This window comes from Gemmata palustris (genome assembly GCF_017939745.1).
Classification (GTDB): Bacteria; Planctomycetota; Planctomycetia; order Gemmatales; family Gemmataceae; genus Gemmata; species Gemmata palustris.
In genome coordinates this window covers 1,368,508-1,392,618 of sequence record NZ_JAGKQQ010000001.1, presented here as the reverse complement: position 1 = coordinate 1,392,618, position 24,111 = coordinate 1,368,508, and the positions used below count along the sequence as shown (strand labels likewise).

Below are 24,111 nucleotides of genomic sequence, written 5' to 3'. Positions count from 1 at the left end.
GAGACCCTCGACGGCACCGGGCATTGGTACAAGGCCGGTGAGGGGCTGGTCCCATTGCGCTGGGTGTTCGTCCGGGACGTGAGCGGCACGCACCGCGACGAGTACTTCTTCACCACCGCTCCGGAGCTGACCCCTTCGGCCGTCATCGGCCATTACTGCGGTCGGTGGAATATTGAAACTACGTTTCAGGAAGCCCGGTCCGCTCTCGGGCTGGAGACCACGCGCGGGTGGTGCAAGAACACCGTCCTGCGTGCCGGCCCGTGCCTGTTCGGGCTGTACACCGTGGTTGCGCTCCTGTTCCACGCGCTGCCGGCGGCGAAGCGAACGGGAGCGGGCGCGTGGCCGGGCAAGGCGACGGTCACGTTCTCCGACGCCCTGTGCGCCGTCCGCCGGTGGCTGTGGGCCGAAGCCGTTTTGCCACAGGCCGGGGACGGCACGGCCCTTCAGAAACTACCTGACCCCATCCGCGAACTGCTACTGACTACGCTCGCGCCGGCGGCATGAGCACCGAGAATCGGCACCAGTCGAGCTAAACGTGACCTCGGGCACCGTCTTCCTCAGCGACGTGACCCTGACCAACGCTACCGATGCCCCGACCGTCGAGGTGTCCAACGGCACACTGATCCTCCGCAACGTGGTCATCGAGAAGAGCAGCGCCTTCGACCAGTCGGCCGTGCTGGTCACCGGCGGCACCGTGGACCTGGGAACGGCGGCCAGCCCCGGCGGCAACCGCATCAACACCAACGGCCGCGGCAAGCTGATCCACAACGCCGGCGGCAACGGCGTCGCCGCCGTGGGCAACACCTTCCAGGTGGACGGGGGCACGCTGACCTCGCCGTACCGCATCAAGGACCAGATCTTCGACGCGCTCAACGCCGGTGGCGGCGGGCTGGTCACCTACGTCCCGGGTAGCGCCTTCGTCACCGTCGGCAGTGGCGGCAGCATCCAGCGCGGCATCGACGCCGTTGCCGCCGGGGGCACCGTCAACGTGGAGGCCGGCTCGTACCAGAAGTACGACGCGGGGAGCAAACTGGTCACCGTCGACTTCGAGAACGGCCCCGTGCTGACACAGCGGGCCGACGCGCTGGACCCCCGCGTGCGGACCCTGGTCGTCACGGGCACCCCGGGCAACGACCGGGTCCTCTTCACCCCGGGCGGGGGCGCGGGCGGCACCGTGAATGTTCTGGTCAACGACGTAGCGGAGGGCACGTTCCGCCCCACCGGCCGGCTGATCGCCGCGGGCGAAGCGGGCGCCGACGACATCCAGGTCGCCGGCGCCATCACGTTACCCGCCTGGCTGTACGGCGGCGACGGCAACGATCGGCTCAAGGGCGGCGGCGGAGCCAATGTGGTGTTGGGCGGCGCGGGCAAGGACCAGCTGCACGGCGGTCAAGGGCGCGACCTGCTGATCGGCGGCCCCGGGGCCGACCAACTGCAGGGCAACAGTGGCGACGACCTGCTGATCGGCGGGGCGACGGCCTTCGACAACAACCAGTCGGCGCTCGGCGCGATCATGGCCGAGTGGGCCTCGGAGCGGAGTATCGAGGAACGCGTGACCGCCCTGAGCGGGACCGGCATCGGCCCGCGGGCCAACGGCAACGTGTTCCTCACGGTCGCTGGTCCGGCCGCGACGGTGTTCGATGATGACGCCGTCGATGTGCTGAGCGGTGGCTCGGGGAAGCACTGGTACTTTGACGATCTGTTCAGTGGCCCGTTCGTGGACTGAACCAACGGGCCGAACGACAGCGAGTTCACGGAGGAGTTGGACGTCCCGCAGCCGTAATTGGGAGGGCCATAGCGTGTCCGAGTTGCATCTCTCACGGGTGAGAAGCGGCTCGGGCTCGGCATGGGCGGCGCGTCCGCGGGTTTCTGCGATTGTCCGGCGCGGTTCGATCGCCGTTTTCGCGCCGCTGTCCACCGCCCGGGGCGGCGGCATCTACGCGCTCGACAGCGTCGTGGGCGTGCGGGACAGCAAAGTCAACCACGACAAGGCGAACGGCGGTTAGCACTACTCCGTTAGAGGTGTGCATCGCCCTTTGGTTTCAGCCCTCTAACGGGTTATGAAGACGTTCACTCCCGATCTCGATCCGGCGGTTCTCGAGCGCCTGCGTGAGTACGCCTCCCGTTTCGTGCCCGATTTCCCTCAGTCGAAACCCGCGCGTTGGGCCGGTGTCTACCTTCAAGGGTTGCTCCTTGACGGCGAGCGCAAGAGCATCGAGCCTCTTTCTCACCGCGTCGTACTGCCGCCCGAGTTGACCACCAACGATCCCGAACAGGCGCTCCAACAGTTCGTCAACCAGAGTCCCTGGGATGACCGGAAGGTTCTGACCCGGTACCGCGCCCTCATGGCCGAACCGTTCGGTTCACCCGAGGGCGTGTTCGTTGTCGATGACACCAGTTTTCCCAAGCGGGGCCGCCATTCCGTTGGGGTCCAGCACCAGTACTGCGGGGCGCTGGGCAAGCAAGCCAACTGCCAGGTCGCCGTCACGCTTCACTACTCCGGCCCGCGCGGGCACTTCCCGTTGACCGTGCGCCTGCACCTGCCCGAGAGTTGGACCACCGACACCACCCGGATGGACGCGGCGGGTGTGCCCGAGGAGTTCCGGTCACCGAAGACCAAGGGGCAACTCGCGTTGGAGTTGCTCGATCAAGCACGGGCCGAGGGGATTGCGGGCAACGCCGTTGTGGCCGACGCAGGGTATGGGAATTCCGGAGCGTTCCGTGAGGGGCTGGCGGTACGGGGGCTGAGATATGTGATCGGCGTGGTGCCCAGTACGGTCGTCTTCGCGCAACAACCGCATTGGGTCCGCCCACCGCGGGCGCGACGAGGGCGCGTATCGGATCGGTGGGCGCTGGCCGCGGGCTCACCTCGCCCGGTGGCGGTTGGTGAGTTGGCGAAGGGGCTGCCGTTGCGGCGCGTGTCGTGGCGCCAGGGCACCAAGGGTCGACTGTCGGCGCGGTTCGCCTGGGTGCGGGTGTGGCCGGGTGCCGACTGGCACCGCGGGGTGAGCGCCCAACCGGCACCCGCGTGGCTGCTGGTCGAAAGCCGGGACGACGGCGAGATCCAGTACGCGCTGTCGAACCTGGCGCCGAACACATCGCGGCTGAAGGCGGTGCGCCTGTGGAAGCAGCGCTGGCGCGTGGAACAGGGGCATCAGCAGATGAAGGAAGAGCTGGGCCTGGATCACTTCGAGGGTCGGAGCTGGCGCGGGTTCCACCACCACGCGGCTATGGTTCTGCTGGCCTACGGGTTCCTGCTGCTCGAACACAAGCGCCCCTTTTTACCCGAGCCAACTGGCTCGGGTAAAAAGGGGCGACCGAACGCCCCCTCACGGTACCGGGCATCCGTCGCGCCCTCCAGCGGTTGCTCAGACCGTTCGCCAAACCCGACTGCCCACACTGCCGCGGCCAGCACGCACGACTACTAACGGAGTAGTGTTAAAAGGGGAGAAGATCGGCTCGTTCGTGACCCTGGTCATCGGGGCCCGGGGCCAGGCCGTTCAAGGCGAGGGACTCCCCCTCATCCGCGACGCCGGCGCCACGCTCCAGGCCGATCTCACGATCCAACCGCTCTCGCGCGACGTGTCTCCCACGTCGCGCGCGTGGGACGCGGTGAAGGGGGGCGTGAATCTGAGCTACACCAATAGCGAGGCCCTCCCCGCTCCGCCCGCGGGTCAGCGTTGGACGTACAACCTTTTCTGGGCCGACCGGACCGGGAAGAAGATTAGCGAGGGGCTTCTGGGGGCCGGGCTGGCGATGGATCGGGGGAAAGGGCCGCACTCCGAGTACGTCATCTCGATCGGTGCGCCCCCACCGGACGCGACACAGTTGCTTTACGAGGTCAACTCCGGTGGCCTCGCGGGCGAAAACCGGTCCAACAACACCCGGCTGATCGCTTACGCCCCGGCGGTCAACTCGTTCACGGCAAAATACGATGGGACCGGTACTGCCGACACGGTCATCGGCCGGTTCTTCTCCGGCTCCGACCCCAAACTCCGGTTCAATCCGATCGATCAGACCTACTCCGCCGTTCTCTCCGACTCCCTCGCCGCGTTCAAACCCCAGGTCACGGTGAGCATCGGCGGCCAGCCGTTCGTCGCCACCCGCCAAGCCGACGGCGTCACGTACCGGACCGAACCCATCGACCCCGGACAATTCGTCGGCGACAAGATCATTGAGGTCAAGGCGACCATCGGGGGCGCGTCGCAGGGCGAGACGTGGAAGGGGACGCTCGACACGGAACCCCTGCCGGAGTGGGTTTCCAAACTGGGCAAGGGCAAGACCCTCGCCTGGGCGCGCTCCGCGAGCGGCGGGTTGGAGTACCAGATCGAGGGCCGACTTCTGGACGTGAACACCCCGGCTCTGCTTGACATCCCCGACGGCGTGTGGCTGGGAGGGGCCGAAGACCTCAAGAGTAAAGTCGTCGCCAAATTGGGTGTGAAGGTTGTCGCCGACCTCGACCCCAAGAAGTCGCCGGACGTTTCCGGGACTTTAGACGTAGCGGCCGAACTACTTGGGAAGACGATCACCAAACTCAAGCAGTACCACTCGCCGAGTAACGACCCGTTCGCGCTCACTTTTAAACTCGACGGGCAAACGCTCGAACTGACGGACGCCACTGCGACCTACACGCTGCCGGGACCGGTCGTGCTGGAACCCGTGAATTTCGACTTCGGGAACAAATTCTTGACCACCACGTGGTACCAGGCCCAGTCGAAAATTGTGTTCACACCTTCGCTCCAGAGGCTCGTTCTCAGTGCCACCTTTGGTACCGACGGCAAGATGACCGCGGGTAGTATTGACGTCGGGATGAAGGGCGTTCTGGCCGGAGATCTGCTCAACGCAGGCATCAATAACAAGTACCTCCTTCGGACCCTCCAAGCCGCTGCCAGGCTCTTCGGCACCGCGCCGTTGCCCAGCGCGCTGGGGAGCTACTTGGTCGAGTTCTTGCAGTACGTCGGTGTCGTCCCCACATTCAAAATGAGCCTTAGGGCCAATGGCGAACTCGCGTTCGGGGCGAAGATCGATTTGATGAACCCGCAGAAGAGCACAGTGGAAAAGGCGACGATGAGTCTGGCGGTGAGCGGGCGCGTGCTCATGACGTGGCTCGGCAAGACGGACGAGATCGCCCGGATCGACGAGATCCTCAACCAACAGTTCGGCATCGAGATTAAGTAGCCCGAGTTGAAATCACCCCCCTTGCCGGGGCGAACCCCGCCCCGGTCCCCCTCGTTTCGATCCCCGAGATGTTGTCATGAGATCGCTCGTTTTTGGCCTCGCTGCGCTCGCTACCGTTTGCGCCTCCAACGCGCCGGCCCGGGCCGGCTTTATCGTGACCGTCTCCGACCAGGTCACCGCGAACCCCGGCGGCTACATCTACGAGTACACCCTCACGGTCGATGCGTTAAGTGACCTCTCCGCCACCGATTTCGCACTCGACATCGCTCCCGGCGCCGATCTCACAAACATTTCCATCCCGACGGGGTGGTCGGTCGCCTATACCTCGGGCGATTCCCTCATCTACTGGTTCGCGCCATTAGACGGAAGCTTCGATGTCTCGCCCGGTTCTAGCGCGACCTTTTCGTTCACCAGTGCCTTTGGCCCCGAGTCGAAGGCGTACTCCTCGTTCGGCTACAACTCGGGCACCGGCGATTTCGCCTTCGCCGATGGCGTGGTCGCCTCCCCCGGATCAGTGCCAGGCGTCCAGCCGACCCCCGGGCCCACGGCTCTAGTGATGCTCGCAAGTGGACTTCCGGTCTTTTTGGGCTGGGGCTGGGCCCGTCGCCGCGCGGTCCAGTTGGATCAATCCCACTCGAGATAAAGGTCGGATCAAGCGATGGGGACATGACGGTACCCGAGTTCGTTCCCGGACAGGTGTCACGATCCGGGCGGTCGCGGACAGATTTTAGAACTCGATAAACCCGTCTTGGTCCCCGTTCCCGAGCCGGTCGAGCTCGCGAGTACGCGCGTTGCCATTGGCGTGCCCGTTCTTGAGTGCCCGGGCCACCGCGTGCCGGGGCTTGGTCACGGGGGCTGTGGCACGCGCATTTCTGGGCACCGGGGTTCCGGATTCACCGAACTTGAGTCGCACAACCAAGGTCGCGCAATTGGACGACCTGGCCGGTCCGCGTTTGCGCGGTCGCTGACATCTCTTCGGTCTTCGAGGCGTTCTTCTGGTCACGGCGTCCATTTGCGTGACGGCCTTGTTGACCAGTTAGATGCCCGTGAACTGCTCCTTACCCGCAGAACGCCTTGCGCTTCGGTTGCCCCTTCTCCGATTCGACCTCGAACGCCTCTTCGTTCTCGACGCCCTCGACGAAGCCGCGACCTCGGCCGGCCCGCGAACGCGACCCTGACCAGCACCATCGTCAGTCGAACAATCACGAGCTGATGGCGCGGCGTAGAATACCCGTCGCCCTCAACTCGACGGACGCTGCAATGCCGTACCTTCAACTGGACGTGCCAAATCGCTATCCGACCGAGGTGAAGCGCGCGGCGGCGGTCTGCATCGCGGCACTGTACGCGCGAACTATGGGCACGACCCCGGCGAGGGTGACCGTCGGGTTCCGGGAACTCGGCGAGGGGAATTTGTGGACCGCTCTGGATGGGACCGGGGAGCCGGGAGCGATCGTGATGTGTGACGTCCGAGCCGGTCGCGCTCCGAACCAACGAGCCGAACTCGCGCAAGGCCTGGTCGCCGTTTGCGTCGAACTCCTCGGGCTGCGAGACGACCGACTGGTGATTGAGTTCACCCAGCACACCGGGGACGAGATGTACCGGGCCGCTGGCGGGTGGTCGTTTGACTGGATGGCGGCCGAAGGTGAGCCCTCAACCGATGAGAATGCGGGGCCGTGAGAGGCCCGGCACTGATCGCGGTAGAATTCACCGGATCGGCCGCAGTTCCCCGACTGGATGGGCGACAATCGAGGAACCCGCGACCGGCTCTTCCCGTTCCGGACCGTGCCCAAGTTCCCAGAGGGTTGGCAGTTGGGTAAGCCGGACCTCATCGTGAAGATGGACCGGCCGTTGGTGGTCCCCGCCGAAGGCGAGGACATTTATCAGAACTTCGTCATTCCACTGCACCTGCTCGAAGACAAGTGGGTCACCCGCATACGGGAAGCGGCAGTTGTGCTCCCCGATGGGACGGCCGCATATTGCGGGCGGGTCAACGATTTGTACGCGGGCCTGGGCAAGAAGCGTCCAGCGCCGCAGACCCAGGACCTCCGCGATGCACTGACCGCGATCCTAGACGGCAAACCGGTCGCTACCCCGCGAACCGATGCCGTCGGGTGCGTGATCCCGGATCTGCCGAAGTGACCGCCGGAGCGCGAACGGCGAACGACATTCTGTCGTTCGCCGTTCGCGATTCGTGTGAGCTTGAAGCCGGCGGATGGCGAGGTGCCAGCACTGGGCTTCGGCCTTCCTGTGCAAAAACTATGTCCGCGGCCAACTGGCTGTCACGGAAGGAGGACGTGGTCGGGGCTCGGAACCCGCGGGGGGCGAAATCGGGTGGTACGAGTCCAGAACTGTGGTCCGACGCACAGAAGCGGCCCGCGGCGCGTGCGGGCACAGTTCACCGAAGGCAGTGATCGTGCGGAATCGCGGTTTTTTGTAGTGGCGGGAACTTGCGTCAGGCCGCGGCGCGGTGGTAGTGTTTGAGGAGCCCGCCGAGGCGCTCTTTACACTTCACCGTACCGGTCGGGAACGTGAGGATCCGCGGCTCGTCGGCGGCGGCTTCGGGGAGCAGCACGTTGCCTTTCGCTTGATGCGGGCGCTCCTCGTTGAAATGCGTCACGAACTCGCGCAACCGGTGCCCCAAGTGGCCCTCGCCGAAGATCGGGGAGTGATCGAAACGTCTCCACCTCAGCGCCTCCGCTTTGCTTGGGAGTCACAAATGCTCTGTTGTACGCGCGTATCCATTTGAGGATCATGAACCGATCTGGCCGTAACCGCGAGCATGCCATCCTCTATTGTTGAGGCATGCCCGAGAACCCCACACCCAGGAGCCGCCCGTGGTCCGACTCTTACCCCTGGTCATCGCGTGGGCGGTGGCCACCCCCGCCCCGGGCGCCGAAGCACCCCCGCCGGCCGAGAAGTACCTGCACGAAGGCCGGCTCGCTGACGGCGAATCCGCGTCTCTGCGTGCCTTGGACGCTGCACCGGCCGACGACTCGGCCCGGTTCGGGCTCGGGGTCATCCAGTTCGCCCGAGCGGTCGAGAACTTGGGCCGGGCCCTATACGAGTACGGGGCCGAGGCGAAGAACACGAACGTGCCCTTCCTGCGCCTCCCGGTGCCCAAGAACGACAAGCCGTCGGCAATCAGTTACCGGTCTCTCGGGCGCGTGCTGGACACGTTCGCCACGGACCTCGGGCGCGCCGAGGCCACACTCGCGGCGATCCGGGATGACAAGGTGGGGCTGCGGTTGCGATTGGCCAAAGTGTCGTTCGACTTCACCGGAACCGGGGCCGACCGAACCACACTGGTGCAGGTTTTGGAGCGGCTCAACGGCGGCCGGTTCGAATTCTTGAAAAAGAACCCGGAGTTCGAGGTGCGGTTCGATCGCGGGGACGTGGCCTGGCTGCGCGGGTACTGCCACCTCCTGTCGGCAATGGTGAATGGGTACCGGGCGGTGGACGAGGAGATCGGGTTCGAGGACCGGGTCCGGGGCATCTTCCCGAAGGTGGAACCGGGAGCGAAGAAGTTCGACGAGCAGGACCCGGTGGGCGGGCTCAAGGTGGTGGACGCTCCGCGCCTGCGCCGGGCCCGGTTGCACCTGGTGGCGGTGTGCGAACTGAACCGGGAGACGTGGAAACACGTCCTGGCCGAAACGGACGACGACCACGAGTGGCTGCCCAACCCGAAACAGACGGATCAGCTGGGACTGCCGATCACCAAGGCGCAGATCGACGGCTGGCTCGCGATGATGGAGCAGTTGGAGGGCCTGCTCAAGGGAGAACGTCTGGTACCCAGTTTCTTGCTCGCGTTCGTCTCCAACAACCACGGCGCGGGGATGGGACTGAACCTGAAGACACTACTGGACGATCCGCCGCCCGATCTCCTGAACGAAAAACGGATCCGAGAAAAGGGGCTTGAAGCCAAGTACCTGGAACCGGAGAAGGACAAGAAGGCACTCGACCTCAACGCGATTCTGAACGCGGCCCGGCTGTTCGACGGGCCGTTCGGGTTCGCCTACGCCGCCCGGTTCAACTGACCCCGGTCGCGGGCCAGACGCTCTCACGCGGTTAACCGATCCAGTGACAGTTTTTCTGACATTACAACCGAACCTGCCGGTTAACCGCGGTGAGAGTGAGAGAGGTTCGAGGAGTGTCCATCTTGGTCATTGAACGAGATCCGGATTCGCGATCACACAATAGCACACGTCCGTACCCGCTTCGCACGAAACACTACGATTTCTAGTGCTTCGACGAGGTGTGTCACCGAAAATTCTCTCGCGTGCAGAGGTGTGCGAGTTCGAGGAGTGTTGTGCTCGGGGAGCTGAGTCCGCAGGTGCGGAATAAGCGCACACAGAGGTTAACTCACGCGGCAGGAAGTGAGTGATCCCGGCTGCCGTCGTTTTCTCCACGTTTTCAAGCACTTTGGTCTACATTCCAATCACGGCAAAAGTCTCGGGTTCGAGCGAGACATCTCGGGGTGCGAGCCGAACCCAGGGGGTTAAGCTCGGACCCCGAATTTCTCTTCGGAAAAGTCTCGGAGTCTCGCCGAGAGAGCAACACACGGGTTAACACTGGGTTCGTCTCGCACCCCGAACCACATACTCCAAATTCGCCGGCTTTCGTGCCTGTAACACGGCGCACAACCGAAAAGATCCACGTCAAAGACCGGCCCCACATGCTCCCACGAAACGTGCGGACCCGGCGATGGATGCCGAAGGTTGGGCGGCTGGTGAGCGTGACCAGACGCGACCTTGTCCTCGCGCCAATGCGGGGCTCGTGCCCCACAACCTTGCCCCTCGGCGCGGCGCTGGTAACAACCGCCATCGACCTCGACGGCCACCACACCCGGTACGTTCGGAACCTGGGGCTCGAGTTTACGGAGCCGATGAGCTTCGGTACGTGCGTCGCGTGCGGCAACCAATTCGGCACCGATGGCCTCCGTCAGTCGCCCGACGTGGCGCCCGCTGATCGAGATGTCGGCCAGAAGTCCGAGCGTCTTGGAAGCCAGCTCGAACGATGGGAGCACGGCCCCGGCGTGGACGATCTTGGCGAGCACCGAGGGGCTGTACCCGTGGGCCTCAAGTTTGAGGTTGGTCCGTTGGGGGGAAAAAGTCCCGGCGACACACGGGGCAGTGGGCCACTGGTTCTTGGAGCGTGACCGTGGCTCCGCGTGCGACGACTTGGCGTGACCGGATTTGGGCCGGACAGAGGTTCTGACAGGTGGGACGAGGTAACTCGGCGGGGAGTTGTTGGGCTTGTTGCCGCGCGAGGTGTTCGAGGGTTCCTCGTGTCAGCCCCCGTGTGGCGGCGGCCGCGATCTGCTCCATCTCGTCGAAGTCCACGTCGAGCCCCGGGCCGCCCGGTCCGTAGGCGTTCTTGGCGACGATTTTGCCCCACTGCTGGGCGAACTCTTCCACCGCTGCCAGTTGCTCGGGTGTCAGTTTGCGTTTCACCATCGGCCGTCCCGCCTTGCACCTGGGGCGAACATCCGGAGTGATTTGCTATCCGGCAAGATGTTCCAACACCGACCAGACGCAAACCCAGTCCTACACCCCCCGAAATCTGCAATCGGCCGGTCCGATTGGAGTCGGGGGCCGTCGGCGGTATCATGAAACTCGATACAGCAACAACCACCGCGTCGAGGGGCCGATGGAGAAGGTCAGCGCCGGACGTCGGGCCAAGTCGGCAACCTCGTGGGCCCATCGGGTGTCACGGTCCGGGCCGTCCTCCACCACTGGAATGAACACGGACCCGATGGGCTGGTGGATCGGCGTCGGGGCAACGGAGCCGAGCCGAAGTTGACCACCCGGCGGCGAGGCGCGCTGTACGCGGCGCTCCAGAAAAGGCCCCGGGCGGCGGGCTCTGGACCGGTCCCAATGTCGCTCTCTACGTCCGAACGCGGTGGCAGGTGACCGTCCGTTCCGAGACCGGGTGGCGGTGGCTGGTGGAGTTGGGGTTCTCTCCTCAGGTGCCACGACCGAGCCATCCGAGCGCGGCCGATCCCCGACGCGCCGAGCCTGGAAAAAAGCTATGCCGGCAAGCCTGACTGGCGGGCCAGGTTTTCCAGGCTTTTGAGGTAGCTGGCGGGATCGCGTCGGAACTGCCGCTGTTGGGTCCGGGCCGCTTCACGAAACCCGAGCTCCTCTCGCAACTCGCGCCAGGCGAGCACCGACGTCGGTGCCAACTCCTCGGCCGTCGCCTCGCCCAGCCGCGTCATCAGCCCGGCCACCAGCCGCACGCTCCCGCGCACGACCAGCCCCGGCGACGCCACTTTCCGACCGCTGCACCGCCGCTCGTGGTGCCGGTGGCTCCCGAACAGTTGCTCCAGGTCGTTGTTGGTCCGCGGCAGGTCCCCCACGTCGTAGGTGTGGAACAAGCCCGGCTCGTAACTGCGGCTCACCTTCACGAAGTGATCCAGCGGCTCGGACAGGTCGGGGCGCTGTCGGCTCATCGCGTCCATCTCCCGGACCCGTTCGTCCCACCGGGCGCGGACCCCGGCCCCGGTCCGGCCGTCGTAGTTCGAGAGCTCGTGGGCGACCCGGTACACCCGATCGAACAGCTCCTTCACCGGCGCGAACAGTGCCGCCGTCCCTTCGAGCCCGCGTGTGATCATTCCGTGCAACCGGGTCAGCTCCCGGCCCGCCCCTTTTTCCCCGCGCCCAGCTTCTTCAGGCTCCCCGCCACCGCGTCGAGCCGCCCGCGCAGCCGCAGCCCGGCCGAGTCCAGCGGCGGACGCCCGTCGTCGGTCAGCGCGCTGCGGACCGCGGAACAGTACCCGCGCACGACCTCCGCCTCCGCATCGCTCCGGTCCTCGACTCGACGCTCGACCTCGCGCACCCCGCGGACGCGCTTCTTGAGCTCCTTCTTGGCGTGCCGGTCGGCCTCGTAAACCGGCCCGGCCGCCTCCCGCAGGTAGTGGAACTGGCACAACTGGTGCGGCACTCCGGGCAGCGCTTGGGCCACCGCGTTGCGGATCGAGTGCTGCCCGTCGGACACGACCCCGGCGATCGGCACCCCGACGGCTTCGGCGGCCTGGGCCAGCAAGGCGGCCAGATCCGCCCGGCACGCCGACAGCAGCGACTTGGCCAGGACCACACGCCCGCTGAGCACGTCGCGGATCACCCACAGCACCTCGTGCCCGACGTCCGGCTGGAGCCCGTCGAGCGCGAGTAATACCCGCCCCTGCTTCTCGAACGCCGGGCGCATCCGGTCCGGGTTGGTGGCACCCAAGGTGCGCAGCTCGTCGAACCGGTGGAGCAGGTTGGTGACCGTGCGAACTGACAGGGCCACACCGCGGGCAACGAGTTCGGCGTGGATCTCGGGCGCGGTCCGGTGCGCGGTGTACCGGCGGTTGCCGGCGTACGCGACGACGTCGAGCCCGAACTCGTGGTGCGGGAGGGCGATTCGGCCTTCGGCCTCGGGTCGGAACGGGACCGAATACAGGTCACACGGGCGGTGACGGCAGCGGCCGATGCGCAGTGTGTACCGGGCGACGCCGGCCAGCGTGGTGACGGTGCGGAAGTTGGAGTAGTCGAGGTACAGGTGATGCCCGCACGCCACACACGCGGTGGCGACCGGGGTCAGCGTTTGCTCGGCGGTTGGCGCGGGACGACAGGTGCGACGGGCCATACGAACACTCCGTGGAGGCGCAACCCATCATCACTCAACGCCTTCTGCACCACCAGTCAGGCTTGCCGGCATAGAAAAAAACTTACGACGACCGGTAAGGCGCGTGCGGGCGGCGAACCCCGGGAAGGCCGTCGAGGTGTGGGCCGAAGACGAGGCGCGGCTCGGATTGAAGCCCATCACGCGCCGGGTGTGGTGGCGCAAGGGATGCCGACCGGGGTCGTGCGGCCGGACCAAGCGCTAGTGCCTTTGTGTATATTATCGCCCGCCCGGCCACCGGGGGGACGTTCACGGTGATCCTCCCCCGCGTGAAGACCGAGCACATGGCCGAGGCGCGGGAGGCGTTCGCCACCCGCGCCGACCCGGGCCGGACCAAGATCGTGGTCCGGGTGGTGGACAACGCCGGGTGGCATCGGGCCAAGCGCCTGGCGGTCCCCGGCGACGTGCGGCTGCATGTCCTCCCCCCTGCACGCCGGAACTGCAACCGGTCGAGCCGTTCTGGGTGCGGGTTCGGTAGGCGCTGGCCAACGACACGTTCGCTCACCTCGCCGACCTGCGACGGCGCGTCGTCCGCCGATGCCAGCGACGGGCGGCCGACCCAGCGACCGTGAAAGGGGCCATCGGGTTCCACTGGGCCGTCAACCTTGAAAAGTAATGACTCAATGCAAAGTGGTCTCATGGCCGAATTGCGCCGAGGCCACCCCGACAAGGAGGTCGAACGGTGGTGCGAGGACGAGGCCCGGCTCGGGCTCAAGCCCGTGGCCCGGCGCGTGTGGGCGCTCGCGGGGAGGCGCCCGGCGAGCAACGGGCGGCACAAGTTCGAGTCCCTGTTCGTGTACGGGTTCGCGCACCCCAGAGCGGGCGCAGCCGGTTCCTGATCCTCCCCAAGGCGAACGCGGAACTCGTGGGCCAAGCGCGGAATGACTTCGCCAGGCGGGAGGTCGGCAATGGTGATCGTGAGGGTGGTGGGACGGGGCATCGGAGAATCCTCAGAGGCCCGCTCATTCCACCACATCGACTCACCCAGAGATAGACCTCATTCCTGACCGCGAAGAGTATAACCCACCGATCGCACTCATCCCTTACCGAACGGGGGCCACTTCCGATTGAGGCCCTCGTTCTCGACCGCGCGCACCACCTCGACATCGACCCCGAACCGGCGGGCGATCAGTTCCCGCGAGTCCCAGACGCTCAGTCCCTCGTCCTGCGCCGCGACCACGGCCACGAACAGTTCCCGCCGCCGCTCGAGTGTCAGCACCTCGGCTTCGTCGCTCATCGTTTGCTCCTTGCGTTACTATGCCCAGGCCCAGCGGCTCCGCGGGACCAATACGAACCCGTCCCGGTCCGGCGTCATGAACTTGTCGTACTTGCCACAGCGCTCCGGCGGCCCCGCGACCGCGAACTCGTCGCCCCGCCGCATCACGATCGCGGCCGGCGGTTCCGTGGTCCCCGTGCGATACGCGCGCCAAGCGAACGTGGTCGTCACCCGAATCCGCGTGCGGGACGTGACCCGCACGTGCTCGCCGCAAACGCTCTCCTGCCCCCACCGGAACACGGTCTGTGCCCACTGCCCGCACCGAGAACACCGGACCTCGGTTCCAACCTGCAACTCGTACACCCGGCTATCGTCACCCCAGAACACCCCGGGGACTTGTGTCATCTTCAGCCGAACGGATCGCATCCGCGTGCCTCACAGGTACCCAGCGGTCCGCGGTTCCACCCACGGGACCGATCGGGCGGGTCGGAGGTGAGAAGATTACAAACCAGAATTCGCACGGACAGGACTTGACCGCACAACCGGATTAACCGTGTGTAACACAACTCCCCAAGTCCCGGTCAGCTATCATGTTGTTTCCACTCCTTTCGCTGAAGAAAGACGGTGAGCGGCCCTCGTGCCCGGCGCGCGATTTGTTTTTGCCGGTGCGTTCAACGGGAGCTGTTTCTCACCACCAAAAGTCTGGCGAGACGAGTTCGGCCACTCAATGATATTCGGAAGAGCGCGGATCGAAAAAACTCCTCGCGCGCTGCGCCGGCGCCGGTGCCGCATCTAGTCAAGGAGAGGAGGGCGCGCACTACTGTGGAGAACCCACCAACGACCAACGATCGCACGCTGGGACGGTACCGCGACTACCTCCTGGTGCTCGCCCGTCTCCACCTGGGCGCGCGCCTGCGGGCCAAACTCGACGCCTCGGACATCGTGCAGCAAACGATCCTCCAGGCCCACACGCACAAAACGCAGTTCCGCGGGTCGAGCGAGGCCGAGTGGCTCGGTTGGCTCCGCGTCATCCTGGCGAACACGCTCGCGGGCGTTGTGAGGGAGTTCGAGACCGCGGCGCGCGATCTGAGTCGCGAGCGCTCGCTCGAAACCGAACTGGAACAGTCTTCGGCCCGGCTGGAATGCTTGCTCGCGGCCGATCAGTCGTCCCCGAGCGCGGGGGCCACCCGCAGAGAAGACCTGCTCCACCTGGCCCGGGCGCTGGGGCGCCTCCCGGACGACCAACGGATCGTGGTGGAACTGCATTATTTAAAAGGACTTCCGGTCGCCGATGTCGCAGCGCACGTCGGCCGCACGCGACCGGCCGTTGTCGGGCTTCTCTTCCGCGGGCTGAAGAAACTCCGTGAGTTGCTCCGCGAACCGGAGGAGGGTGCTGCGTGACTCGAAACCCGGCCGATGCCGGCCACGAGGACCGGTTGAACGAAGTTCTGCTCGCGTACCTGGAGGCGCGCCAAACGGGTGCGGAACCGGACCGGGCCGCGCTCCTGACCGCGCACCCCGAACTCCGAGACGACCTCGGCGCCTTTTTCGCAAGCCACGACGAAGTCGAGCGCCTGACCGCTCCCGCACGCGAGTTCGGAGCGGGTGCGGAAAGTCCGAAACCGGCGCCCGGATCTTCGCGCGCCGTTCCGCGCTCCGCACTCGGGTGTTTGGGCGACTTCCACCTCATTCGCGAGGTGGGTCGCGGGGGAATGGGGGTGGTCTACGAGGCCGAGCAGATTTCTCTGAACCGCCGGGTGGCCCTGAAGGTACTTCCCTTCGCGGCAGCCGTTGACCCCAGGCAGCTCCAGCGGTTCAAGAACGAGGCCACGGCCGCCGCCCACTTGCGCCACGAAAACATCGTTCCGGTGTTCGCGGTCGGTTCCGAGCGCGGCGTTCACTACTACGCGATGCAGTTCGTGGAAGGACAAAGCCTCGCAGCGCTAATCGCGGAACTACGGCGGCCCAAAACAGACGCTCCCGGCGCGCCCCCGACCGGAAGTACCGCCCCGATTGCTCAATTCGCGACCGAGCGCGAGTCCGGTGGACCCGCGTACTGGGACCGCGTCGCCGGACTCGGGAGGCAATCGGCGCTGGCCCTCGAACACGCGCACCAAATGGGCATCGTTCACCGCGACGTGAAGCCCGGGAACTTGCTCCTCGACCCACGCGGGCAACTCTGGGTCGCCGATTTCGGACTCGCTCAAGTCGTCGGCGACAGTGGGCTCACGGCAACGGGCGAACTCCTGGGCACGCTGCGTTACGCCAGCCCGGAACAGGCGCTCGGCCGGCGCGGGGTCGTCGACCACCGCAGCGACGTGTACTCTCTCGGCGCGACGCTTTACGAACTGCTGACGCTCCGCCCGCCGTTCGAGGGCCGTGACCGGCACGAACTCCTTCGACAAATCGCCGACGAAGCCCCGGCGCCGCTCCGGTCGATCAACTCCGCGGTACCAACGGGCCTGGAGACGATCGTCCTCAAAGCACTGCGGAAGGAACCCGCCGACCGCTACGCGACCGCTCAAGAACTGGCCGACGACCTTCAACGGTTCATCGAGCGCCGGCCGATTCTGGCCCGCCCGCCGAGTTCCGCCGAGCGGTTCCGCATGTGGGCGCGCCGGCACCCGTCCACGTTTTTCGTCTGCGCGGCCGTTCTGCTCCTCGTGACCGCCGGTTCGCTCGTGAGTGCTGCGCTCGTGAGCGCGGAGCGGGATCGGACGCGCGCGGAACACCACCGGGCCGAGGAGTCGTACCAGCGCGAGCGCCAGCGCGCGGAAGAGGCCGAAGCGCGGCTCGTGCTCGCGCGCCGGGCCGTCGACGAACTGTTCCGGGCGAGCGAGGAAGAACTCGCCGACCGCCCCGGAACCGAACACCTCCGCAAGCGCCTCCTACGGTCCGCCCTCGCGTACTATCAGGAACTTCTCGTCGAACTGCGGGACAACTCCCGGGCACAGGCCGAGCTTCTGGAAGCTACCCGGCGCGTGGAAACGATTCTGGCCGATCTCGCGGTCCTGCGCGCCGCGACGCACTTCTATCTGCTCTGTCAGCCGGCCGTTCTCGACGAACTCCGACTCGATTCCGACCAGCGAACTGCGATGAAGGAACTCACCGCGCGCGTGGGTAAGCAGTGGGGGGAGTGGTTCCGCGACGTCGGCCGTATGCCACCCACGGAGCGGGGCCGACGCGCGATCTCCCAGGCGCGGGGCAACGAAACGGGCCTCAACGCGATCCTCGACCACGCCCAACAAGTTCGGCTCCGCCAGATCGGGTTGCAGTCGGAAGGCCCGAGCGCGTTTCGTGACCCCGAAGTGGCCGCGGTTCTGGGTCTCACGTTGGACCAGCGCGAGCGCATCCGGGTGATCGAGGACGCGGCCACCTTCGCCTGGGCGCGGGGCATGAACCGCAACAATTTCGAGTCGCCGCCAGAAGTCCAGGAACCATCGCCCAACGAGCGCATCCTCGCGGTGCTAACGGGGGCGCAAGCCCAGAAGTGGCGCGAGATGACCGGCTCCCCTCTCAAGGAACCGCTCCTTCCGTTCGGCGCGCCCGTTCCCGCCGCTCCGAAGAAAGGCCCGAAAGGGCACTCCAAGAACGCGCAGTAACCTCGTTTCCCTCGTTCCCGTCGCGATCCCACGAGACGAACTCCGGGAGTAAATGACAATGATTAGACGATTTATGGCACGAGTTCCCGTGCCAATTTGCGGCTTCTTGCTCGCCGCGCTGCTCGGCGGCGCGCAACCCGTGCGACCCGCGGCGGCGGAAGACCCGAAGGCGGAGGTCACGAACGCCTTCGGGCTAACCAAGGTGTGGACCGTTCATCTCGATTTATCCGCGAAGGAATTTGATGCGCTGGCGCCCGCACTCGGCGGGTTCGGGTTCCCCGGTGGCCCGCCACCCAAGAAGGAAGAAAAGAAAGACGACAAAAAGCGCGACACCGAGAAGAACCTGTTCGGGACCGATTTCCCGTGGGTGGAAAGCGACGTCACGATCGAAGGCAAGACGCTGAAAAAGGTCGGGGTGCGCTACTCCGGCGACATGAGCTACTTCGTCTCCGCGCGCGGGCTCAAACGGCCACTCAAGATCGCGTTCGACAAGTTCGGCTCGCAGCAGTTCGGTGGGCTCTCCGCCGTTCAGCTCAACGCGATGCCGCTCGACGCCACGAAAGCGCGCGCGGCGCTCGCGAACGCGGTCTTCCGCGCGATGGGCGTACCGGCCCCGCAAACCGCGTTCGCGGAAGTCACCCTCACCGTCCCCGGCAAGTACGACAAGGAGTTCGTGGGGCTCTACACGGTAGTCGAGAACGTGGACGCGCAATTCCTTAATGACCACTTCGCGAGCGATAAGGGCCTGTTGATGAAGCCGTTCCGCGTGCGCGGAATTGATGCCCTCGGCGACGACTGGGAGCAGTACAAGGGGCAGTATCAGCCGCACCGCGCCGCGACGAAGGACGAATCGCAGCGCGTCATCGGCTTCGCGAAACTCGTCAACCAGTCCACGGACGAAGAGTTCAAAAAGCAAATCGACTCGTACCTCGACGTCGATACGTTCCTGCGCTTTTTAGCCGCGAACGCATTCATCTCGAACCTGGACAGTTTCTTCGCGGTGGGGTGGAACTACACGCTCTACCTCGACCCGAAAACTAACAAGTTCGCGTTCATTCCGGGCGATCTGGAAAGCACCTTCGCGAGTGTCTCGTTCCTGGGCACGCCCGAGCAGCTCATGGACTTGAGCCTCGCGAAGCCGTACCCGGGGGAGAACAAACTGCCCGACCGGTTGCTCGCGATCAAAGAGGTCAACGAGAAGTATCAGAAGCTGGTTAAGGAGCTTTCCACGACCGTCTTCACGAAGGAACGGCTCCTGAAGGACATGGAAGCCATCGACAAAGCGACGAAATCCGCGCGAGAGAAGGAAACAAAGGCGGTCGCGGCCCGCAAGGAGCCCGCGCCCGCCTTCGGACCGCCCGGGGCAATGGGACCGCAGGCGCCCGACATCAAGACGTTCGCCGAGAAGCGAACCGCGTCCATCGCCGCACAAGTTGCGGGGAAGAGCAAGGGCTACGTGCCGCAATTCAACTTCGGCCCCCCGCCCGGCGGGGGTGGCGGACCGGGGGGCGGGAACGCCCAGCCGATCGACGAGAAATCGTTCCGCGACACTGTGCAAGTCGCGCCCGAGTTCGAGGCCACGCTGTTCGCGATCCCGCCGAAGGTGAACTACCCCGTTGCGATCGCGGCCGAGCCGACGGGAGCGATCTACGTCGCGGTGGACGAACAGGGGTCGCTCGGCCGCACGCCCGGCGGCGGGAAGATCCTGCGCTGCGTCGATAAGGACGGCGACGGCAAGGTGGATGACGTGACCGTGTTCGCGAAGGTCGAGCACCCGCGCGGGGTGTGTTACCGGAACGGCTCGGTCTGGGTGATGCACCCACCCACGCTCTCCGTCTTCCACGACGACAACGGCGACGGCGTATCCGACCGACAGGAAGTGCTCGTCACCGGGCTCACGACCGACCAGGTCACCACCCGCGGCGGCGACCACACGACCAACTGTGTCCGCATGGGCATTGACGGCTGGCTCTACATCGGCGTCGGCGACTACGGCATCAAGGAGGCCAAAGGAAAAGACGGCAAAACGATTGTGCAGCGCGGCGGGGGCATCGTCCGCGTGCGGCCCGACGGCACGGACCTGGAAGTCTACTGCACCGGGTTGCGGAACCCGTTCGATATCGCGATCGACCCGTTCATGAACGTGTTCGCACGCGACAACACGAACGACGGCGCCGGGTGGGATACCCGCGTCAGCCTGCTCCGGCAATCCGCGCTCTACGGCTACACGCAATTGTTCGCCAACTTCACCGACGAAATCATGCCCGCGCTCGGCACCTTCGGCGGGGGCGGGGCTACGGGCGGGTTGTTCGTGCAGGACGCGCGCTGGCCGTCCCAGTACCGTAACGCGCTGTTTACCGGGGATTGGGGCCGGAGCGAGGTCTACTTCCACGACTTGAAGCCGAACGGCCCGACGTTCGATCTGAAGCAGGACGTGTTCATGAAGATGCCGCGTGCCACCGGCATGGACATTGATGGCAGCGGTCGGTTGTTCGTGGCGAGCTGGCGCAACGGCTCGGCGGTGGGGTTCGAGGGACCGAACATCGGGTTCGTGGCCCGCGTCACTCCCAAAGGGTTCAAAGCGGAACCGTTCCCCGATCTCAAGAGCGCCGGCCCCGCGCAACTCATCGAACTCCTGGGGTCGCCGAACTCCGTGACGCGCTTCCACACACAGGGCGAAGTGCTGCGCCGCGGAAAGAGCGCCGACACCTCGAAGGCACTGGTGGCCTTGGCCTCAGATGCGACCGCAGCCCCCGAGGGCCGCGTTGCAGCGATCTACACTCTGAAGCAACTCGACGGTAAGGATTCGCACGCCGCGCTTCTGAAGCTCAGCGAAGACACGGTCGTCCGCGAATCCGCGTTGCGAGCACTCACGGATCGAAAGGGAGAATTCGCGGAGCTCGAGACAAAAGCGTTCGTAACCGCCCTGACCGATGAATCGCCCCGCGTGCGGGCACAGGCGCTCATCAGTTTGGGCAGGCTGAATGACGCGGGAGCGATCAAGAGCATCATTCCGCTGACGGCGCGGCCAAAGGGGTCGGCGATACCGACCGCGAAGCCGCTCCAGAATCAGCCGGACCCGGATCGCGTCGTCCCGCACCTGGCCGTTCGCGCGCTCGTTGCACTCAACGCAACCGATGCGTGCCTCGAAGCGCTCGACGGCCCGCACTCGGAGGGCGCGCTATGGGCACTGCGGTACATGCACGATCCGAAGGCGGTCGAGGGGCTCATCAAGAAACTCGCTACAGCACGCACACCCGAACTGCGCCGCGGAATCCTGGTCACTCTGATTCGACTGTACCACCGCGAGGCCGATTACAAGGGAACGTGGTGGGGCATCCGGCCCGATAACACGGGGCCGTACTACGACCGCGTCGAGTGGGAGATGAGCAGGCGGATCGGCAGCGTTATTACCGCAGCAGTTCTCGACGGCGATAAGGAGACGGTCGCGTTCCTCAAGAGCGAACTCGCGCGGCACAAAGTCGCGCTCGCGGGCGTGCCGAGTGGGTCCGAAATCGCGAAAGTCGAGAAGGAGAACCCGATCGTACTGCCGAAGGCCGACCCGAAGAACCCGGACCAGATCGGTAACGCGACCTATGAGGCAGCGGCAAAGCTGACCCTTACGGCAAAAGGCGACGGCAAGAAGGGTGAGGCACTGTTCAAGACGCAGTCGTGTATCGCGTGCCACACGACCGCCGACGGCCAAACCCCGAAAGGTCCGCACCTGGCGGACATCGGCAAGCGGTACAAGGCGGACGAACTGGTGGAATCGATCCTGAAACCGAGTGCGAAACTCGCCCAGGGGTACGAGACGTACCGGTTCGTGACCACCGACGACCGGGTGTTCCAGGGTTTCGTCGTCAGCGAACGGGCCGACGCCACAATCATCCGCGAATCGACCGGGGTGCAGCGCGAACTCAAGCGCAGCGAAATTGCGACGCGCCAGCAACAGAAACAATCGGCGATGCCGGAGGGCCTTGCTGCGAACCTGACGCCGGCCGATCTCGCGGACCTCATTGCCTACTTGCAATCGTTGAAATAATTCCGCGCTCGTTCGCACCGCATTTTGCTTGGTGAGACCGGTTCTCACCAAGCAAAATGCGGTACACTTCCCTCAGATTCAGCCCGTCGCACTCCCCCGCGAGCACTCCGCCGTGCCGTGCCGTTCGCTTCGCACGGCCATTGTGAGAAAAGAATTACACTTCCCCTGGCAGTCACCTCTTGCTCTCCGCGGTTCGTGAGGTTAAATTCCACCTCAACTCGCAATATTCGCCCAACGTCGAACTCGCGTTCATGCAAACCTTCTTTTTCCACATCGCATGGAGATGCCCGTGCCCGTACGCCCCACATCCCATTTCACCTGGCAAGTGCTCCGAACCGCCAAGCGCAGCAAGAAGGCCCTGAACGGGCGCGCCCTGCGATTGGTCCCCACGCGCAACACGAAGGACGGCACGTTCCTGACGGCCCTGGTCGCGGACGGGCTCCTCGAGCGCGCGACCGGCTCCGAGGCCGATCCCTTCGAGGCGACCTACACGCTCACCGAAAAGGGAAAGTTCGCCGCCGAGTACGGCGAATACGAGTTCGATCTCAAGCGCCCCGAACCGGGCGCGGCCCAAAGCACCCCGACGCGCGGGCGGACGCGATAACCGCCGCGAACACACAAAGACAATTTTGAGCGGGGGTGCCCGGACAGTATTGATCGCCGGGCACACAAGCCGTGCCTCAACGACGCGCTCACTTGAGTGAGCGCGTCGTTTCGTTCTAAATAACGGCAGAAATACGAACACGGATTTATTCCGACTCGTCTTCGCGCTGGAAGCGAGCGAGGATGCTTCGGATCGGCCCGTCCTTCGAGTCCATGTCGCCGCAGAACCGGCGCAAGTGCTCGGGCACGGCCGCGTAAGCCGCGCGCAGGGTCTTGCGCCGGTCCCGGCTCGGGTCCGACCGGTAGGCTTGGTGGGCTTCGATGCAGCGCTGAATCGCACCCGGGCGGCCGTTCAACTGATCGAGGATGTCAGCGGCTTCACGCAGGCGCTCGGCGGGTTTAGTGGACCAGTACCCTTCCCCGGCCTGGAAGCGCCCGAGCCCGTCCAGAGTGACCCACGCCCCCGCCGGCACCGACAGCGTCAGCCGGCCCTCCTCGAACATCCGCGCGACCGCTCCCAGCGGGAACAGTTCGTTGGCGTAACCGAGTTGCGAGAGGCCGTCGGCGTAGATGAGCCAGCGGCGCAGTCGATAACCGTCTGCGACGACTTCGAGCACGGGGAGTTCCGCGCCCGCGATCTCATCGCCCTCCGGGGAGATGCGATACGGCTTCGCTTGGCCCAGACCGAGTTTGGCGTAGCGCACGCCGTTGCGTACCTCAATGTCCGTCCCCTGCATATCGAGTAACCCTTCCAACGACGGGTTCAACTCACTCAGAGTTTCCATCACTTCGCGTTGGATGTCCCGGCGAGTACGTCCCCAGTTCGCGGCGACCACACGGGCTTGGCCCAGATTGTGGATACTGACGGTTCCCCCAACTCGCGCCCGCGGCACCACCCAACCCTGAGCGAGTTTGTCCCGAAAAAGCGCTAAATCGACGAAGCCCCAGCAGTTGATCGCGCCGTCGGCGAACACGTCAACCGTCGAGAGGAAATAGCTGCCGTTGTGGATGAACGCCGAGATCGCCTTACCGTAGGTCTTCGGTGCCGGCTTCGTTCGGACGATCCGCCAACCGGCCTGCGGGCGGTCGACCTGCGCTAACCAGCGGGCGTCGAGTGCGCTCCGGGCCTGGTGGAGCCGCTCGCGCTGTTTGCGGGTTCGGGCGTCGGTTTCGGTTCGGTGCAACGCGACCTCGAGCCGCAGGAACGCGGCGCGCGGATCACCGCATTCTTCCAGCCAGTCGGCGTAGACCAACCGTAAGGTGTCTTCTTCCGGGCTCGCGAGCAGCCCGCGGAGAAAAGCCAGTTCGTCGGACATGGTTCGCTCCCAAATTTTACCGCAAGCCTCACGCCGACCCCGACAAGGTCAAATTCTTGATCGTTCAGACATCTTACAGCACCAGCCACACCGAAGCGGGATGTGCCCATCCAATCCATATTCTCCCGGTAGCCGCGCCACAAACCCATTTCGTCACAACTGAACTTGCGTATATTTTTAGCTCTGGTAACATCGCTTGAATAGGGAGAATCTCTTCTCAAAACGGTCGAGAGATTTACACACGAACAACACTTGAGATGGCCGGCGGAACACGGGATTTCAGGTTAACATCCCGTGTTCCAGCGACTGATCCGTAATCGCTTTTCGGGTAAGCGATTACGCCAATTCGCTAACGTGGCTTGGGGTCCGAAAATGTTAGCGAATGTTAGCCGCCCGAAGCTCTACCCAACGATAGATTATCGCGTGCGGCGCTGTCGATTTAGCTGGTCGCGTGCGAAACGCGCGACGCGCCGGCGATCAGCCACACACTAT

The 24,111-nt window shown here is 65.2% G+C and carries 21 protein-coding genes and 2 pseudogenes; 17 read left to right on the top strand and 6 right to left on the bottom strand.

Annotated features, from left to right (window positions below; translation table 11 throughout):
* Positions 1 to 54: 54 nt before the first annotated feature.
* From J8F10_RS38460 to J8F10_RS05560, 8 genes and pseudogenes are all read left to right on the top strand, one after another.
* The gene (locus J8F10_RS38460; protein ID WP_246522947.1) at positions 55 to 504 is read left to right on the top strand and encodes a hypothetical protein; all 450 of its coding nucleotides are present in this window, start codon (positions 55 to 57) and stop codon (positions 502 to 504) included.
* A gap of 31 nt (positions 505 to 535) precedes the next feature.
* A complete protein-coding gene (locus J8F10_RS40245) occupies positions 536 to 1,726 on the top strand; it encodes a calcium-binding protein (protein WP_210652872.1) in 1,191 nt (396 codons plus the stop codon).
* Between the two features lie 73 nt (positions 1,727 to 1,799).
* The gene (locus tag J8F10_RS05585) at positions 1,800 to 2,006 is read left to right on the top strand and encodes a hypothetical protein (protein WP_210652871.1); all 207 of its coding nucleotides are present in this window, start codon (positions 1,800 to 1,802) and stop codon (positions 2,004 to 2,006) included.
* Between the two features lie 54 nt (positions 2,007 to 2,060).
* Positions 2,061 to 3,323: pseudogene (locus J8F10_RS05580) on the top strand (IS701 family transposase); the annotation flags it as partial.
* A 142-nt stretch (positions 3,324 to 3,465) separates the two neighbouring features.
* Positions 3,466 to 5,178 (top strand): hypothetical protein, encoded by a 1,713-nt coding sequence (locus J8F10_RS05575; protein WP_210652869.1) that lies wholly within the window; start codon positions 3,466 to 3,468, stop codon positions 5,176 to 5,178.
* 76 nt (positions 5,179 to 5,254) lie between these two features.
* Positions 5,255 to 5,821, top strand: coding sequence for a hypothetical protein (locus J8F10_RS05570; protein WP_210652868.1), 567 nt, complete (start codon positions 5,255 to 5,257; stop codon positions 5,819 to 5,821).
* 617 nt (positions 5,822 to 6,438) lie between these two features.
* On the top strand, positions 6,439 to 6,855 hold the full coding sequence (locus J8F10_RS05565) for a tautomerase family protein (protein ID WP_210652867.1): 417 nt from the start codon (positions 6,439 to 6,441) through the stop codon (positions 6,853 to 6,855).
* A gap of 57 nt (positions 6,856 to 6,912) precedes the next feature.
* Positions 6,913 to 7,317, top strand: a complete 405-nt coding sequence (locus J8F10_RS05560; protein WP_210652866.1) for a hypothetical protein — start codon at positions 6,913 to 6,915, stop codon at positions 7,315 to 7,317.
* 313 nt (positions 7,318 to 7,630) lie between these two features.
* On the opposite strand, the gene J8F10_RS05555 is transcribed toward J8F10_RS05560, so the two are convergent.
* The gene (locus J8F10_RS05555) at positions 7,631 to 7,819 is read right to left on the bottom strand and encodes a hypothetical protein (RefSeq protein WP_210652865.1); all 189 of its coding nucleotides are present in this window, start codon (positions 7,817 to 7,819) and stop codon (positions 7,631 to 7,633) included.
* 193 nt (positions 7,820 to 8,012) lie between these two features.
* Here J8F10_RS05555 and J8F10_RS05550 point away from each other — a divergent pair, with 193 nt between their 5' ends.
* Positions 8,013 to 9,212, top strand: coding sequence for a hypothetical protein (locus J8F10_RS05550; protein WP_210652864.1), 1,200 nt, complete (start codon positions 8,013 to 8,015; stop codon positions 9,210 to 9,212).
* Between the two features lie 1,041 nt (positions 9,213 to 10,253).
* On the opposite strand, the gene J8F10_RS05545 is transcribed toward J8F10_RS05550, so the two are convergent.
* Complete coding sequence (locus tag J8F10_RS05545) at positions 10,254 to 10,631, bottom strand: hypothetical protein (RefSeq protein WP_210652863.1); 378 nt, start codon at positions 10,629 to 10,631, stop codon at positions 10,254 to 10,256.
* Positions 10,632 to 11,041: 410 nt separating this feature from the next.
* On the opposite strand from J8F10_RS05545, the pseudogene J8F10_RS40620 reads away from it, so the two are divergent.
* A pseudogene (locus J8F10_RS40620) lies at positions 11,042 to 11,221 on the top strand (helix-turn-helix domain-containing protein); the annotation flags it as partial.
* Here the strand turns inward: J8F10_RS40620 and J8F10_RS05535 are convergent.
* Positions 11,204 to 12,717, bottom strand: a protein-coding gene (locus J8F10_RS05535; RefSeq protein ID WP_210661762.1) for an ISNCY family transposase whose coding sequence is annotated in 2 segments (ribosomal slippage) — positions 11,204 to 11,833 and positions 11,836 to 12,717 — 1,512 coding nt in all. Because the reading frame shifts where the segments join, the coding sequence is not laid out codon by codon here. The pseudogene J8F10_RS40620 and the gene J8F10_RS05535 sit on opposite strands and share 18 nt — an antisense overlap.
* Positions 12,718 to 12,907: 190 nt before the next feature.
* On the opposite strand from J8F10_RS05535, the gene J8F10_RS05530 reads away from it, so the two are divergent.
* The 3 genes from J8F10_RS05530 to J8F10_RS05520 all read left to right on the top strand — a co-directional run bounded on the left by J8F10_RS05530 (position 12,908) and on the right by J8F10_RS05520 (position 13,679).
* Positions 12,908 to 13,045: a hypothetical protein gene (locus J8F10_RS05530; protein ID WP_210652862.1), complete on the top strand. Its 138-nt coding sequence runs from the start codon at positions 12,908 to 12,910 to the stop codon at positions 13,043 to 13,045.
* 49 nt (positions 13,046 to 13,094) lie between these two features.
* Positions 13,095 to 13,412: a hypothetical protein gene (locus J8F10_RS05525; protein WP_210652861.1), complete on the top strand. Its 318-nt coding sequence runs from the start codon at positions 13,095 to 13,097 to the stop codon at positions 13,410 to 13,412.
* 66 nt (positions 13,413 to 13,478) lie between these two features.
* Positions 13,479 to 13,679: a hypothetical protein gene (locus J8F10_RS05520; RefSeq protein WP_210652860.1), complete on the top strand. Its 201-nt coding sequence runs from the start codon at positions 13,479 to 13,481 to the stop codon at positions 13,677 to 13,679.
* A gap of 197 nt (positions 13,680 to 13,876) precedes the next feature.
* Here J8F10_RS05520 and J8F10_RS05515 read toward each other — a convergent pair whose 3' ends face one another.
* Together J8F10_RS05515 and J8F10_RS05510 are read right to left on the bottom strand one after the other, a co-directional pair.
* Entirely contained in the window at positions 13,877 to 14,077 is a 201-nt protein-coding gene (locus J8F10_RS05515; RefSeq protein ID WP_210652859.1) for a hypothetical protein, read from the bottom strand.
* A gap of 18 nt (positions 14,078 to 14,095) precedes the next feature.
* On the bottom strand, positions 14,096 to 14,482 hold the full coding sequence (locus J8F10_RS05510) for a hypothetical protein (RefSeq protein WP_210652858.1): 387 nt from the start codon (positions 14,480 to 14,482) through the stop codon (positions 14,096 to 14,098).
* A 396-nt stretch (positions 14,483 to 14,878) separates the two neighbouring features.
* Between J8F10_RS05510 and J8F10_RS05505 the strand changes: the two genes are divergently transcribed.
* The 4 genes from J8F10_RS05505 (at position 14,879) to J8F10_RS05490 (ending at position 22,304) form a co-directional block, all read left to right on the top strand.
* Positions 14,879 to 15,457, top strand: a complete 579-nt coding sequence (locus J8F10_RS05505) for a sigma-70 family RNA polymerase sigma factor (RefSeq protein ID WP_315854073.1) — start codon at positions 14,879 to 14,881, stop codon at positions 15,455 to 15,457.
* Positions 15,454 to 17,658, top strand: coding sequence for a serine/threonine-protein kinase (locus tag J8F10_RS05500; RefSeq protein WP_210652857.1), 2,205 nt, complete (start codon positions 15,454 to 15,456; stop codon positions 17,656 to 17,658). Before J8F10_RS05505 ends, J8F10_RS05500 begins: the two co-directional genes overlap by 4 nt.
* A 58-nt stretch (positions 17,659 to 17,716) precedes the next feature.
* Positions 17,717 to 21,700 carry a PVC-type heme-binding CxxCH protein gene (locus tag J8F10_RS05495; RefSeq protein WP_210652856.1) on the top strand — a complete coding sequence of 1,328 codons (3,984 nt, stop codon included), beginning with the start codon at positions 17,717 to 17,719 and terminating at the stop codon, positions 21,698 to 21,700.
* Between the two features lie 283 nt (positions 21,701 to 21,983).
* Positions 21,984 to 22,304 (top strand): hypothetical protein, encoded by a 321-nt coding sequence (locus J8F10_RS05490; RefSeq protein WP_390891095.1) that lies wholly within the window; start codon positions 21,984 to 21,986, stop codon positions 22,302 to 22,304.
* A gap of 145 nt (positions 22,305 to 22,449) precedes the next feature.
* Here the strand turns inward: J8F10_RS05490 and J8F10_RS05485 are convergent, their stop codons facing one another.
* Entirely contained in the window at positions 22,450 to 23,619 is a 1,170-nt protein-coding gene (locus tag J8F10_RS05485; protein ID WP_210652854.1) for a DUF7638 domain-containing protein, read from the bottom strand.
* Positions 23,620 to 24,111 lie beyond the last annotated feature (492 nt).